This is a genomic window from Brucella sp. (assembly GCF_032066345.1).
GTDB lineage: Bacteria > Pseudomonadota > Alphaproteobacteria > Rhizobiales > Rhizobiaceae > Brucella > Brucella pseudogrignonensis.
This window is the reverse complement of sequence record NZ_DAMBKZ010000005.1, coordinates 34,762-48,766: the sequence shown is the minus strand read 5'-3', so window position 1 is coordinate 48,766 and position 14,005 is coordinate 34,762. Positions and strand designations below refer to the sequence as shown.

Here is a 14,005-nt window from a genome sequence, read left to right as displayed (position 1 = left end):
AAATATAGCTATACAGCAATGCTGCATATCCGCCGAGCTGTCGAAACCATCATCCCACAAGTAAAAACTCGGCAATTATCGCCGATATTCCCGGAAACAATAGATCAAGACGATTGACCCCGCGCCCAACTTTCTCTATTGCTCGAGGCTTAGCAGGACATCGGCATGTGCTCACGGCGGAAGGTTTTTAACCCCGCTGCTTTTTGGCGCGTATATGGCTCTAAAAGTTCCAGTTTTCAAGCAGCCTCTCAACTGGCTGGCTGAAAACAGGCGCATGTCGCATACTGATAAACTCGAAACGTGCGCCAGACGGCAGCCGCGAAACCACACAGGAGTGCACCTATGACCGAAACCACATCGAAAACCGCACCCTGGACGACGACCAAGCGAACCGCCATTCTGGTTCTGGCAGACGGAACCGTTATCGAAGGTCAGGGCCTTGGCGCAACCGGCGCGATTGAAGCAGAAGTGGTCTTCAACACCGCCCTCACCGGTTATGAAGAAATCCTGACCGATCCGTCCTATGCCGGACAGATCGTGACCTTCACCTTCCCGCATATCGGCAATGTCGGTGCGAATGCTGAAGACATCGAAGACCTGACGCCAGCCAACCGCCACGGCGCAGTCGGCGCGATCTTCAAGGCAGACATCACAACGCCTTCGAACTTCCGTTCATCGGAAGACCTCAACACCTGGCTCAAAAACCGCGGCGTCATCGCGCTCGCCGGCATCGATACCCGCGCCCTAACATCGCTGATCCGTGAGCGCGGCGCGCAGAATGCCGTCATCGCACATGATCCTGAAGGTAAGTTCGACATCGACGCTCTCAAGGCCCGCGCTGCTAACTGGAGCGGTCTGGAAAATCTCGATCTGGCAAAGGATGTCACCATCGGCCAGAGCCTGACCTGGGACCAGACCCCCTGGACGCTGGGCGAAGGCTATAGCGAACAGGCCGACAACCAGTATCATGTCGTAGCACTCGACTTCGGCGTGAAGCGTAACATTCTGCGTCTGCTTTCCGGCCTCGGCGCGAAGGTCACGGTTCTGCCTGCAACCGCTACTGCAGAAGATGTACTGGCCTATAATCCAGACGGCATCTTCCTTTCGAACGGTCCTGGCGATCCGGCTGCCACCGGTGAATATGCTGTGCCAACGATCCAGAAGCTGGTTGATAGCGAACTGCCTGTTTTCGGCATCTGCCTTGGACACCAGATGCTGGCACTGGCACTCGGCGCTAAAACCGAGAAGATGCATCAGGGCCATCACGGCGCAAACCATCCGGTCAAGGATTACACCACCGGTAAGGTTGAGATTGTTTCGATGAACCACGGCTTCGCGGTCGATTCCGACAGCCTGCCAGACCATGTAGAAGAAACGCATGTATCGCTGTTCGACGGCACCAATTGCGGCCTGCGCGTCATCGGCAAGCCGGTGTTCTCCGTACAGCATCATCCGGAAGCTTCTCCCGGCCCGCAGGATAGCCACTATCTCTTCCGTCGCTTCATCAATCTGATCCGCGAAAAGAAGGGCGAAGCTCTTCTGCCAGAACGCGAAGAGGCTGCGTGAATCAACGCTCTAGATTTGTTGTTTAAGACTCTGTTAAGAAAAGAAAAAGCCGGGATTTGATCCCGGCTTTTTTCGTTGTTTATATCGGCTTTAGCGATCAGACATCGCCGCTGAAAGTATCGCAAGATTCGATCTTGCCGCTCTGGAAACCGCGTTGGAACCACTTGGCGCGCTGTGCAGACGTTCCGTGATTGAAGCTTTCAGGAACGACATAGCCCTGACTACGCTTTTGCAGCGTATCGTCACCAATCTGGTGCGCGGCGTTGATCGCTTCTTCAAGATCGCCAGCTTCCAGAATGCCCTTCTGGTTTGTGTAATATCCCCAGACACCAGCAAAACAATCGGCCTGCAATTCGACACGAACAGACATCTGGTTGGCCTGAGCCTGACTCATCTGCTGACGCATCTGGTTGAAGCGCGGCAGGATGCCGAGCAGGTTTTGAACATGGTGGCCGACCTCATGCGCAATAACATAGGCATTGGCGAAATCACCCGATGCACCGAACTTAGTGGCCAGTTCATTGAAGAAAGTCAGATCGATATAAAGCTTACGATCACCGGGGCAGTAGAATGGCCCCGAAGCCGCCGAAGCCATACCGCAGGCTGAACGAACACCATCCGAAAACAGAACCATCGTCGGCGGTGTGTATGTCTGCCCGCGCGACTGGAAAATTCCGCTCCATGTATCTTCAGTTTCAGCGAGAATGGTGCGAGCAAATTGTGTCGCCTCGTCATTGGCGACCTTGCCGCCCTCGGCAGGCGTGCGACCACTGCTCTGCTGCGTCTGCGTGGACTGGATACTGCCATCCCCAAACAGGAATGGCAGTGGATCAATGCCAATTGCACGCAACACGAAGAACATCACAACGAGAATGAGAATACCGGAAATGCCGCCGCCGCGAACAATGCGAAAGCCCGGTCCGCCGCCTATGCCGCCACCACGACCAAAGCCGCCGCCGAGGCCGCCACTTTGTTGTCCACGCACATCCTCAACATTATCGCTTTGTCTACGGCCTTGCCAACGCATGGACCAACTCCCCTTCACCGTGCCAGCCGTTAAGAAGGCAGCACCAATCTGTTGCAAGCAATTGTCGCACAAACAGTTGGCGCGGCAACAGAAAAAGTAAATGAGCGAGGATCACAAACAAACACGTATCTGCAACAAACGCACCAATGAGTGGTTGCAATCTCGACGCTTGTTTGTGATTTTCCGTAAATGCCCGCATTTTCTTTTAAATAAGGGCATTTGTGGGGTTCCGCTTTGGGTCATCATTGCCTATAAGGCCAGCTTAGCCCACAGAATTTCTCTCTGCCAACCCGCCGGTAAACCGTGCGGGCTTTTCTGGCAGGCTAAGAACAAGGAAAACGCCCCCATGCCGAAACGTACAGATATCAAATCGATCCTGATTATCGGCGCGGGCCCCATTGTTATCGGCCAGGCTTGCGAGTTCGATTATTCCGGCACGCAGGCCTGTAAAGCGTTGAAAGAGGAAGGCTACCGCATCATCCTCGTCAACTCCAATCCAGCCACGATCATGACCGATCCTGACCTGGCGGACGCGACCTATATCGAACCAATTACGCCTGAAGTCGTCGCCAAGATCATTGCCAAGGAACGTCCTGACGCACTGCTGCCAACCATGGGCGGCCAGACCGCGCTGAACACTGCTTTGTCGCTCCGCCGCATGGGCGTTCTTGAGCGCTACAATGTTGAGATGATCGGCGCACATGCAGAAGCCATCGACAAGGCAGAAGACCGCGCCCTTTTCCGCGAAGCAATGGAAAAGATCGGTCTCGACACGCCAGAATCGCGACTGGCCAATGCGACCGAAATTAAGGACGAAGACCGCAAGCGTCACGAAGCCAAGCGCGCTGAAGTGAAGTCGCAGTATTCTGGCGATGATCTCGATAAGGCGCTCGACAAGCTGGAAACCGAATGGCAGCTGGGCGAAGTTGAGCGCAAGCAGCGCTACATGAGCCACGCGCTTGCAAAGGCTGCGCAGGCACTCGACGTGGTTGGCCTGCCTGCCATTATCCGCCCAAGCTTCACGCTCGGCGGCACCGGCGGCGGCATCGCTTACAACCGTCAGGAATTTTTTGAGATCATCGAACGTGGTCTGGATGCATCGCCAACGACTGAAGTTCTGATCGAAGAGTCGGTTCTGGGTTGGAAAGAATATGAAATGGAAGTCGTCCGCGACAAGGCGGATAACTGCATCATCATCTGCTCGATCGAAAACCTCGATCCTATGGGCGTCCATACCGGCGACTCGATCACCGTTGCGCCAGCCCTGACGCTGACCGACAAAGAATACCAGATCATGCGTAACGCCTCGATTGCGGTGCTGCGCGAGATCGGCGTTGAAACTGGTGGCTCCAACGTGCAGTTCGCGATCAACCCGGCCAATGGCCGCATGATCGTGATTGAAATGAACCCGCGCGTGTCGCGTTCTTCGGCTCTCGCTTCCAAGGCAACCGGCTTCCCAATTGCCAAGGTTGCAGCCAAGCTTGCTGTCGGCTACACGCTGGATGAACTCGACAACGACATCACCGGCGGTGCAACGCCAGCGTCGTTCGAACCATCGATCGACTATGTCGTCACCAAGATCCCGCGCTTTGCATTCGAAAAGTTCCCGGGCTCTTCGCCAATCCTGACCACCGCAATGAAGTCAGTCGGTGAAGTCATGGCCATTGGCCGTACTTTCCAGGAAAGCTTGCAGAAGGCGCTTCGCGGCCTCGAAACCGGCCTGACGGGCCTTGATGAAATCGCCATTCCAAATATTGAAGAAGGCGATGAGAAGAACGCGATCCGCGCCGCCATCGGCACGCCTACGCCAGACCGTCTGCGCATGGTCGCTCAGGCAATGCGCCTTGGTTTGACGACCGAGCAGGTTCACGATGCGTCCAAGATCGATCCTTGGTTCCTCGAACAAATCGAAGCCATTGTGAAGACCGAAGAGCGTGTTCGCGAACACGGTCTGCCACAGGATACAGAAAACCTGCGTATGCTGAAGGCCATGGGCTTCTCCGATGCGCGCCTCGCCAGCCTGACGGGCAAGGACGCAGAGGATGTGGCAAAGCTGCGCGGTGCACTTGATGTGCATCCGGTTTACAAGCGCATCGATACCTGCGCTGCAGAATTCGCTTCGCCAACCGCCTACATGTACTCGACCTATGAAACGCCATTCGTCGGTCAGCCTCGCTCCGAGGCACAGGTTTCGGATCGCAAGAAGGTCGTCATTCTCGGCGGTGGTCCAAACCGCATCGGTCAGGGCATCGAATTCGATTATTGCTGCTGTCACGCCGCTTTCGCACTCGGCGATGCCGATTACGAAGCCATCATGATCAACTGCAACCCGGAAACAGTTTCGACCGATTACGACACGTCCGACCGCCTCTACTTCGAACCGCTTACAGCTGAAGATGTGTTGGAAATCCTGCGCGTAGAGCAGGAAAAAGGCACATTGCATGGCGTGATCGTACAGTTTGGTGGCCAGACCCCGCTCAAGCTTGCAAATGCACTGGAAAAGGCTGGCATTCCGATCCTCGGCACTTCGCCTGACGCGATTGATCTTGCGGAAGACCGCGACCGCTTCCAGAAGCTGCTCATCAAGCTCGGCCTCAACCAGCCAAAGAACGGCATCGCCTATTCGGTTGAACAGGCACGCCTGATCGCAGCAGATCTTGGTTTCCCGCTGGTTGTTCGTCCGTCCTATGTTCTGGGTGGCCGCGCCATGCAGATCATCCATGATGAACGCAGCCTGCAGGCCTATCTGCTCGATACCGTTCCGGAACTGGTCCCTGAAGACATCAAAGCCAAGTATCCAAACGACAAGACTGGTCAGATCAACACGCTGCTCGGCAAGAACCCGCTCCTGTTTGATACCTATCTTACACAGGCCATCGAAGTGGACGTCGACTGCCTTTGCGACGGCAAGACCAGCTTCGTTTCCGGCATCATGGAGCATATCGAAGAAGCCGGTATTCACTCGGGCGACAGCGCCTGCTCGCTGCCAGTTCACTCGCTCTCGGCTGAAACCGTTGCAGAGCTGGAACGTCAGACCGAAGCTCTTGCGAAGGCACTTAATGTTGGCGGCCTGATGAACGTCCAGTTCGCGATCAAGGACGGCGAAATCTTCATTCTTGAAGTGAACCCCCGCGCTTCGCGTACGGTTCCGTTCGTTGCCAAGACCATCGGCACGCCGATTGCCAAGGTTGCGGCCCGCATCATGGCTGGCGAAAGCCTTGAAGAAGCGCTCGGCGCGTATGGCGGCAAGCCGCAGGCTCCTTCACGCCCGCACATCGCGGTCAAGGAAGCCGTGTTCCCATTTGCACGCTTCCCGGGCGTCGATACGCTGCTCGGACCTGAAATGCGTTCGACCGGTGAAGTCATGGGCCTCGACTACGACTACGCACTGGCCTTCGCCAAGGCGCAGCTCGGCGCAGGCGTTGAACTGCCGCGCGAAGGAACGGTCTTCGTCTCAGTTCGCGATGAAGACAAGGAACGCGTACTGGGTGCAGTCCGCAAGCTTGCAAGCATCGGCTTCAAGGTAATGGCAACCGGCGGAACACAGCAGTTCCTCGTCGCCAACGGCGTGGAGGCAACAAAGATCAACAAGGTCATCGAAGGCCGTCCGCACGTTGAAGACGCGATCCGCAATCGTCAGATCCATCTGGTCTTTAACACGACTGACAGCGCAAGCGCTGTTTCGGACAGCAAGTCGATCCGCCGCGCAACACTGATGCAGAAGCTGCCTTACTACACCACCATGGCTGGTGCTGAAGCCGCGGCAGAAGCTATAGCTGCACTTAAGGCCGGTTCGATGGAAGTCCGTCCGCTGCAGGATTACTTCCGCGATTAATCAAACTGAGAGACACGAAAAAGGCCGCAGATGAAAATCTGCGGCCTTTTTCTTTGGTAGCAACCACCAATATGACGAACTCGGCAATGCTTTATCTATTTGTTTTGGCGCGCATCTTGCTCCGGAAACCGCTTCGCACTTTTCGAGATAAGCTCTAGGGTCTGAGGGGAATTAGGTTTCGGGCGTGGCGTGCGACGGATTTTGGTCCTGAACAGGAGAAAAGACCGCCGTAGCTAATTCCCCACAGACCCTAGACCGTTGCTTCTGTTTGATGCGGCAGGCGAAGTGGATCAGCCTGCAAGTCCATCTCAAGATGGAGTTGGCGTGTGAACAAGCCATTATGCCCAAGGCCTTTGCCGATATGAATGACGGATGCATCTTTTAATGGGCCGGTCAGGATTGCATAGGCGCGTTTGCGCGCTTCTTCATCCATACCGTCCAATGTGCCATCAATCACGATCCAGCTTGGATTTTGCAGAACAAGTCGCGCGAGTGCCAGGCTTTGCTGCTCGTCATCAGTGAGCGTCCTATCCCAACGCAACGTACGATCAATCTGTGGCTCCAGACGCTCCAGCCCCGCGAATTTCAGCACTTCCGCGACCTGATTTTTAGAGAAATCGGCAGCATTCAGTGGATATACAACGGCGTCATGCAGGTTGCCGGGTGGGATATAAGGCGCATGAGGGATAAACACCACGCGATCACCAGCGGGCAGACCGATGCGTCCGCTTCCCCACGGCCACAAACCACCAAGAGCACGGAAAAACCGGCTGCGCTCGGTCTCCGTTGCCCCTGTCACAAACAGACGTTCGCCGGGGTTGATCGCTACTTGCTTCTCAACAAGATTGAGGCACCCATCAGGCACCGCAATCGACAAACCGTCGATGGTCAAACGCTCGTCTTCGTTCGTTTCGAGCGTGATCTGGCGATCAATATGGCCGATATCATCCATTCGCAAGATAGCCTGACGGAAGCTTGCAACGCGCAAAAGCGTTGCACGCCAGTCGGCAATAGCGCCGAAATTATCGACGAACCAGCGTAGGGAATTATGTACCTGCGTGAAGGCACCCACAGCCATCATAAGGCCACCGAAGGTCAGCCCACCGGAAAAATAGACCGGTGCAGCGACAAGAATCGGCGCAATAATCGTGAACCAGCCATAGCCAGCAGTTACCCATGTGAGGTTCGTTGTCGCAATGACGATCCTCTTGATCGCGCTCAAAACGGCATCGAGATCGCGATCCAGCCTGCGGCGTTCATCAGCTTCACCGCGTGCGAGTGTTACGGCATCGATATGCTCGTTAACCCGCATCAGCGAGAAGCGGAAATCAGCCTCGCGCGCATAGCGGTTGGCATTGTGATTGACGAGGCTGCGACCGACAAACCACGAAAGCAGCGACGCAGAACCCGCATAAAAAACAGCGGCCCAGACCATGTAGCCGGGAATAGAAAAACTATAACCCCATACATGGAAGACAAAGCCGCTTGAAAGCGACCATAAGACGCCGACGAAACTCACCAGAATGACTGTCGACTGCAGCAGATTGATGCCGAGATCGCTCGTCGTTTCGGCCAGATGGCGCGCATCTTCCTGCAAGCGCTGATCGGGATTGATGCCAATTTCGCCAGCCTTTGCCAGTCGAAACGCCCTCCCCGGCTGCAACCACTGACCAACCAGATCACGCGCCAACCCATCGCGCAGCTTCAGCTTGAACATCTGGTTCAGCCAGGTCTGTGAGACGTTAAGGATGAGAACTGAGCCGGCAATGGCAAAGAAAATTAATAGCTGATGGAAAAACGCACTCAAATTGCGGTCCGATAGCGCATTATAGAACGGCACATTCCAGCGGTTGATTGCCACCTGCCCGATAGCGATGAGAACGATCAGCACAAAGATACCCGTTCCCAAGGCGATCAGCTGATTGCGAACGGGAGACACCCAGAACGCGCTCATCATCATGCGAACTTGCGAGAGAAGATCGCTGCCGTCCTGCTTGCTCTTATCCGGATGACGACGAGGCGGGCGAGTAGCCCTATGCGGCTTATCCTGCTTTGATTTGGACACCACGTCTTTCCTCATCGGGCTTGTGTTTGGCAGATGCAAAACTTTGCTAGTGGCTTGAATTTGACGTTTGAATTCCGGCTGACACTTATGTTGTTTCAAACGTCAAATTCGAAAAATCCACTAGATAGAAATACTTACTAGTGGTCCTTTTAAATTCCAACATTTGCTCAGCACATGAAACGAGGGAAGCAAATGTTGGAATCAGACCACTAGTAAATATAGGCGTAAATACCAAAGGTCATGGGATTGTTCTTAAACAATTCCGGCCTCACTCTGTAGCAACATTTTGGAACTTTTGTGTGAGAACCCGACCGCTCACTTTATCGGATGCTTGCACCTGCTTATCCAGCTGGCAGCATTATAAAATGCATCCCCGTTTGAGGAATAAAACCATCTCTTTTCATCTCTTCCAGGTGCATTTGGCAGACGTTAGCGATCACATCTGGATCGGAATATGAAAAAGCATTTCAAAAATAGGCCTTTAGAGATATCAAAGCCTGTCTTGTATTGGTCAAATTTGTCGCATATAGTCGGGCAATCGATTTTTCGGTCAAGTGACTTTGCGACCCGCCCGGCCTGCCGTGCTTCCTGACGATCTCCTGTCCATAAATTCGATCCACAGGGACGTGTGCGAAGCATACGGACTACACGACTACTAATGTTACAAAGGAATTTCCCATGGCTACGGGAACTGTTAAGTGGTTCAACACGACCAAGGGCTTCGGCTTCATTCAGCCTGATCAGGGCGGCACGGACGTATTCGTTCACATTTCCGCTGTTCAGCGCGCTGGTCTGGCCACGCTCGATGAAGGCCAGAAGGTTACGTACGAAATCGTACAGGACCGCCGTTCGGGCCGTTCGTCTGCCGACAACCTCGTCGCAGCATAATTTTTGCCGCAAGGCAGAGGAAAGGCGGGACTTGTCCCGCCTTTTTTATTTGTCCGATTTCTTATTCGATAATATTCAGACTTTTATCAGCGCACTCGCTCCCAGCATAAGAGCTGCGACCAACGCTGCTACGGTGCGAACATGGTTCCAAAGAGTCCAGTCGCGCACATAAGCGATCCAGACATCCGCTGATGCAGCAGCATTTGCATCCATGACGGCAAGCTGATCATTGAGCGGCACATTCAGAATCATGGTTACGCCAATGGTGCCGATCAGATAGATGCCAGCACCGATCATCGTCCACTTCGACAGGCTGCCAAAACCCATCAGCCCGAGCGCAATTATCGCCAGACAGAGCAATGCTGTTCCAAAAAAGACAGCAAAAAATGTGCCATTAATCACTGTTATGTTGATCGACTGCATTGCCGGTATGCCGGCATTTGCCGGAATGCGTGCGAGAGCAGCCATCACAAAGCTTGAGAACGCATAGAAAATACCGCCTGTAATCGCACTACCCCATGCCGTCAGCAGCACAAGCAGTTGAAAACTCATCGTCATGATCCTTCCTCCCAAGCGCCTTCTTCAGCGGCCTTGCGGGCAAAATCTGCAAAGCGGCGCGGCTTTCGACCCAAAGCTTCCTCAACGCCATGAGCCACTTTGGCGTTACGACCATCAAAAAGCTCAGTGAAAAGATAGCGTAGAAGCGCAATGACATCTTCAGGCAGCGCCTGTTCGCGCAACGCCACTTCATAATCAGCAAACGAAACAGAATAGAACGACAGCTCCCTCCCCGTAGCGCCTGCGAGCTCGCTCACTGCATCGTTAAAACTCAGCAGTTCCGGGCCTGTTAGCTCATAGAGGCGATTGCGGTGGCTCGATTGCGTCAGGGCTGCAACCGCTACATCAGCAATATCGTCGGCATCGATGAACGGCTCTTTTGTCTGTCCGACCGGCAACGTCAGCGAACCCGATAAAAGCTCATCCCGCATGTAGTTTTCACTGAAGTTCTGCATGAACCAGCTTGCGCGCAGCACGGTCCAGTCAAGGCCGGAGGTTTGAAGCACCTGCTCGGCAGCTTCGGCCTCCTCCTCACCTCGTCCGGAAAGAAGAACGACATGTTTCACACCCGCCGTCTTCGCGACCATCAGAAATGCGCGGATTGCATCTACCGCACCCGGCAAAGCCAGATCCGGCTGATATGTGACATAGGCCTGTGTGACACCTTCAAGCGCCGCAGCCCAACCGGATTGACTATTCCAGTCAAAGGCAATTTCCGTGCTTCGCGATACGGCACGAACAGACAGGCCCTTCTCCCGCAATTTCTCCGCAACGCGCCTGCCGGTTTTGCCGGTCGCACCGATCACCAGATAAAGATCATTCGAGCCCGTATTCATTTTCCATCTCCCAAAATATGAGCATCCCTCATATTTGCAATATGTGAGCAATCCTCATATTCTGTCAAGAGCGGATAATGTGAGTCGGTCATGAAGCAGAATTCGGGTACGGAAACAGAAGCAATCGGTGCGGCAATCCTGCGGCGCACACCCAGTCAGAGCCGGGCACAGGAAAAAATCCGCCGCATAACGGAATGCGCGACCGCGCTGATCGCCACAAAGGGCAGCGACAGTCTGAAGATGAGCGAAATTGCCCAGCAGGCCGGCATTTCGATCGGTGCGCTCTATCAGTATTTTCCTGATAAAAGCGCCTTGATCCGGTATCTGTTTGAAAGCTGTAACGCGCAATCGCGTCAGTGCATCGAAGATGGACTTGCCGCAGCAAATTCAAGCGACGAATTGATTGCTGCATTTAATGCCTTGATTGACGAGTATCTGGCTTTGATGCGGCTGGAACCGGCAATGCGCGATATATGGTCGGCCACGCAGACCGATAAATCCCTGTCGAAGCTCGAGATTGCCGAAAGCCGCCAGAATGGCAAACTGCTAGCGGATACAATCCGTCGGATCGCACCCGATAAAGACACCGCCCAGCTGGACGAAACCGCTTTTCTGCTGATGCATTTTGGCGAATCCACCATGCGCATCGCCGTCGAGGTTGCGGAGGATGAATGTGATGCGCTGATTAAGGCTTATAAAGTCATGGCCACGCGTAGCTTGCGCGACCTCATGGGCCATTAAAGCATTTCCAGCAAAACTGCGAAGCGGTGTTGCGTGGGGATAATGCGTAAAACAAAAAGATGGAGCGGTTCCAACGATTTAATATTAACTGGAACCGCTCTGAACATTAAGGCAGCCAGTCCATCGAAACATGCCCTTCATCGGCTGCTACGCGCTTAAGCCACGCATTGACTGCCGGATAGCGATCCATGTTGAAGCCGCCCCGATGCGCCTCATGCGTATAAGCATAAAGAGCAATATCAGCCACCGTCAGGCTGTCACCTGCCAGGAAAGGTGTCTTCTTCAATTGCTCTTCCATAACGCCGAGCGCTTTGTCGCCACCCGCAAGCGTCGATGCCAGACGTTCAGGCGTCGCATCACGGGCGCGCTCCGGATAGACCATCAAGGCACGGCGCACAGCGACATAAGGCTCATGGCTATATTGTTCGAAGAATAGCCACTGATACACCAACGCCCGCTCATAAGCGTCTTTCGGCAGATAGGGCGTCCCCTCAGCCAGATGGAGAAGCATGGCATTCGATTCGGCAAGAAAGCGACCATCTTCCAGTTCAAGGAGCGGAACCTTACCATTCGGGTTTTTCGCCAGATATTCAGGTGCTCGCGTCGAACCGTCGAGGGATGAAACGGTGACGTGCTTGAAAGGCTTACCGAGTTTTGCAAGCAAAAGCCGTGGCTTATAGCAATTTCCGGAATCTGGCTGTGAATAGATCGTGAGCATTTGCTTCTCCTGTACCGGTATAACATGTCCGTCAGACTGAAAGCTGTCCAATCAGTTTCATTGAACGAATATGTGCGGATCTCTGATGGATCAGAACTTTTCAGCAACACAATCGCGCGAGAAACCGGAATTTCTTGCGAAAATGCAAAGCTTTTGTTGCGATTCGTGCGCCGATGCGACATAGAAAGTCCGCAAAACCGGACCGTGCCCGGTGCCGGTTATCTGATCCTGCCATCTATGGAGATCTATCATGGCATTTCTCGCCGACGCCCTTTCTCGTGTAAAGCCATCTGCAACCATCGCGGTCAGCCAGAAAGCACGTGAACTGAAAGCCAAGGGCAAGGACGTGATTGGTCTCGGAGCGGGCGAACCCGATTTCGACACACCAGACAATATCAAGAAGGCTGCCATCGACGCGATCAATCGCGGCGAAACCAAGTACACGCCAGTTGCTGGTATTCCTGAGCTGCGTCAGGCCATCGTTGCTAAGTTCAAGCGCGAAAATGGCCTCGACTATAAGCCGGAACAGGTCATCGTCGGAACCGGCGGCAAGCAGATCCTGTTTAACGCTTTCATGGCGACCCTGAACCCAGGTGATGAAGTGATCGTGCCTGCCCCATACTGGGTAAGCTACCCGGAAATGGTTGCGATCAACGGCGGCACGCCAGTTTTCGTCAACACGAAGATCGAAGACAACTTCAAGCTGACAGCAAGCGATCTTGAAAAGGCGATCACGCCAAAGACCAAGTGGCTGATCTTCAACTCGCCATCGAACCCAACCGGCTCGGCATACACTGAAGCAGAACTGAAGGCTCTGACCGACGTTCTCGTCCGTCATCCGCAGGTATGGATCCTCACCGACGACATGTATGAACATCTCGTCTATGGCGATTTCGTCTTCACGACGCCTGCACAGGTTGAACCTTCGCTCTATGATCGTACGCTCACCATGAACGGCGTATCGAAGGCCTATGCAATGACCGGCTGGCGTATTGGTTATGCCGCAGGCCCGCTGCAGCTCATCAAGGCTATGGACATGGTGCAGGGTCAGCAGACCTCCGGCGCTTGCTCCATCGCTCAATGGGCCGCTGTTGAAGCGCTCAACGGCACGCAGGACTTCATTCCGGAAAACAAGAAGATCTTCCAGGCTCGCCGCGATCTGGTCGTATCGATGCTCAATCAGGCAACCGGCATTCATTGCCCAACGCCAGAAGGTGCATTCTACGTTTACCCATCCTGTGCAGGCCTGATCGGCAAGAAGACTGAAGCTGGCAAAGTCATCGAAACCGACGAAGACTTCGTAACTGAGCTGCTCGAAGCAGAAGGCGTTGCAGTCGTTCATGGTTCGGCTTTCGGCCTTGGACCAAACTTCCGCATTTCTTATGCGACATCCGACGAACTGCTTGAAGAAGCCTGCTCACGCATTCAGCGCTTCTGCGCAAGCCTGCGTTAAAAGCTACAAATACAAATGACGAAGGGGCCGAAAGGCCCCTTTTTCGTATCTTCACCTCAAGAGAAAAACCAAGATCTGGCGAAAAGCCAAAAAAAAAGCCAGACAAATGTCTGGCTTTGAGTTTTGAAGGTGCCTTCAAGGCGAACCTCCAGAGGGGAACACTCAGCGCGCGCAAATGGGAGGAGGAAACGCAGCGCTGAGATGACTTATATATGCCTTGTGCTAATTGTTTTTGCAATGCAACTTTAGCGCAATACAGCTATGCGTTTTTTGCATGGCTAGAAAATCAATAAAAAGTCAATATATTCATAGAGTTAG

The 14,005-nt window shown here is 53.9% G+C and carries 10 protein-coding genes and 1 pseudogene; 6 read left to right on the top strand and 5 right to left on the bottom strand.

Annotated elements, in window-relative coordinates:
- Nucleotides 1-342: 342 nt before the first annotated feature.
- Nucleotides 343-1,566, top strand: a complete 1,224-nt coding sequence (carA, locus tag RT142_RS08185) for a glutamine-hydrolyzing carbamoyl-phosphate synthase small subunit (RefSeq protein WP_079212106.1) — start codon at nucleotides 343-345, stop codon at nucleotides 1,564-1,566.
- Nucleotides 1,567-1,663: 97 nt separating this feature from the next.
- Here the strand turns inward: carA and RT142_RS08180 are convergent, their stop codons facing one another.
- Nucleotides 1,664-2,593 (bottom strand): neutral zinc metallopeptidase, encoded by a 930-nt coding sequence (locus RT142_RS08180; RefSeq protein WP_313028273.1) that lies wholly within the window; start codon nucleotides 2,591-2,593, stop codon nucleotides 1,664-1,666.
- Between the two features lie 346 nt (nucleotides 2,594-2,939).
- Here RT142_RS08180 and carB point away from each other — a divergent pair, with 346 nt between their 5' ends.
- Complete coding sequence (gene carB / locus RT142_RS08175; RefSeq protein WP_064320847.1) at nucleotides 2,940-6,428, top strand: carbamoyl-phosphate synthase large subunit; 3,489 nt, start codon at nucleotides 2,940-2,942, stop codon at nucleotides 6,426-6,428.
- A 250-nt stretch (nucleotides 6,429-6,678) separates the two neighbouring features.
- Here carB and RT142_RS08170 read toward each other — a convergent pair whose 3' ends face one another.
- Nucleotides 6,679-8,496 (bottom strand): ABC transporter ATP-binding protein/permease, encoded by a 1,818-nt coding sequence (locus RT142_RS08170; protein ID WP_083898634.1) that lies wholly within the window; start codon nucleotides 8,494-8,496, stop codon nucleotides 6,679-6,681.
- Between the two features lie 675 nt (nucleotides 8,497-9,171).
- Between RT142_RS08170 and RT142_RS08165 the strand changes: the two genes are divergently transcribed.
- A complete protein-coding gene (locus tag RT142_RS08165) occupies nucleotides 9,172-9,381 on the top strand; it encodes a cold-shock protein (protein WP_007875924.1) in 210 nt (69 codons plus the stop codon).
- Between the two features lie 75 nt (nucleotides 9,382-9,456).
- Here the strand turns inward: RT142_RS08165 and RT142_RS08160 are convergent, their stop codons facing one another.
- Complete coding sequence (locus RT142_RS08160) at nucleotides 9,457-9,939, bottom strand: DUF1772 domain-containing protein (protein ID WP_313028270.1); 483 nt, start codon at nucleotides 9,937-9,939, stop codon at nucleotides 9,457-9,459.
- Nucleotides 9,936-10,775: an NAD(P)H-binding protein gene (locus tag RT142_RS08155; protein WP_313028269.1), complete on the bottom strand. Its 840-nt coding sequence runs from the start codon at nucleotides 10,773-10,775 to the stop codon at nucleotides 9,936-9,938. Before RT142_RS08155 ends, RT142_RS08160 begins: the two co-directional genes overlap by 4 nt.
- Before the next feature lie 90 nt (nucleotides 10,776-10,865).
- Here RT142_RS08155 and RT142_RS08150 point away from each other — a divergent pair, with 90 nt between their 5' ends.
- Nucleotides 10,866-11,516 carry a TetR/AcrR family transcriptional regulator gene (locus RT142_RS08150; RefSeq protein ID WP_313028267.1) on the top strand — a complete coding sequence of 217 codons (651 nt, stop codon included), beginning with the start codon at nucleotides 10,866-10,868 and terminating at the stop codon, nucleotides 11,514-11,516.
- Nucleotides 11,517-11,622: 106 nt separating this feature from the next.
- Here RT142_RS08150 and RT142_RS08145 read toward each other — a convergent pair whose 3' ends face one another.
- The gene (locus RT142_RS08145) at nucleotides 11,623-12,234 is read right to left on the bottom strand and encodes a glutathione S-transferase family protein (RefSeq protein ID WP_313028266.1); all 612 of its coding nucleotides are present in this window, start codon (nucleotides 12,232-12,234) and stop codon (nucleotides 11,623-11,625) included.
- Between the two features lie 250 nt (nucleotides 12,235-12,484).
- On the opposite strand from RT142_RS08145, the gene RT142_RS08140 reads away from it, so the two are divergent.
- Entirely contained in the window at nucleotides 12,485-13,687 is a 1,203-nt protein-coding gene (locus RT142_RS08140; protein WP_007875930.1) for a pyridoxal phosphate-dependent aminotransferase, read from the top strand.
- A gap of 15 nt (nucleotides 13,688-13,702) precedes the next feature.
- A pseudogene (locus RT142_RS08135) lies at nucleotides 13,703-13,892 on the top strand (hypothetical protein).
- The last annotated feature ends 113 nt before the right edge of the window (nucleotides 13,893-14,005 follow it).

What these genes read in the sequence shown, in the direction of transcription:
- carA (WP_079212106.1), top strand. Translation starts at nt 343, where the DNA reads ATGACCGAAACCACATCGAAAACCGCACCCTGGACGACGACCAAGCGA.
- RT142_RS08180 (WP_313028273.1), bottom strand. Translation starts at nt 2,593, where the DNA reads ATGCGTTGGCAAGGCCGTAGACAAAGCGATAATGTTGAGGATGTGCGT.
- carB (WP_064320847.1), top strand. Translation starts at nt 2,940, where the DNA reads ATGCCGAAACGTACAGATATCAAATCGATCCTGATTATCGGCGCGGGC.
- RT142_RS08165 (WP_007875924.1), top strand. Translation starts at nt 9,172, where the DNA reads ATGGCTACGGGAACTGTTAAGTGGTTCAACACGACCAAGGGCTTCGGC.
- RT142_RS08160 (WP_313028270.1), bottom strand. Translation starts at nt 9,939, where the DNA reads ATGACGATGAGTTTTCAACTGCTTGTGCTGCTGACGGCATGGGGTAGT.
- RT142_RS08155 (WP_313028269.1), bottom strand. Translation starts at nt 10,775, where the DNA reads ATGAATACGGGCTCGAATGATCTTTATCTGGTGATCGGTGCGACCGGC.
- RT142_RS08150 (WP_313028267.1), top strand. Translation starts at nt 10,866, where the DNA reads ATGAAGCAGAATTCGGGTACGGAAACAGAAGCAATCGGTGCGGCAATC.
- RT142_RS08145 (WP_313028266.1), bottom strand. Translation starts at nt 12,234, where the DNA reads ATGCTCACGATCTATTCACAGCCAGATTCCGGAAATTGCTATAAGCCA.
- RT142_RS08140 (WP_007875930.1), top strand. Translation starts at nt 12,485, where the DNA reads ATGGCATTTCTCGCCGACGCCCTTTCTCGTGTAAAGCCATCTGCAACC.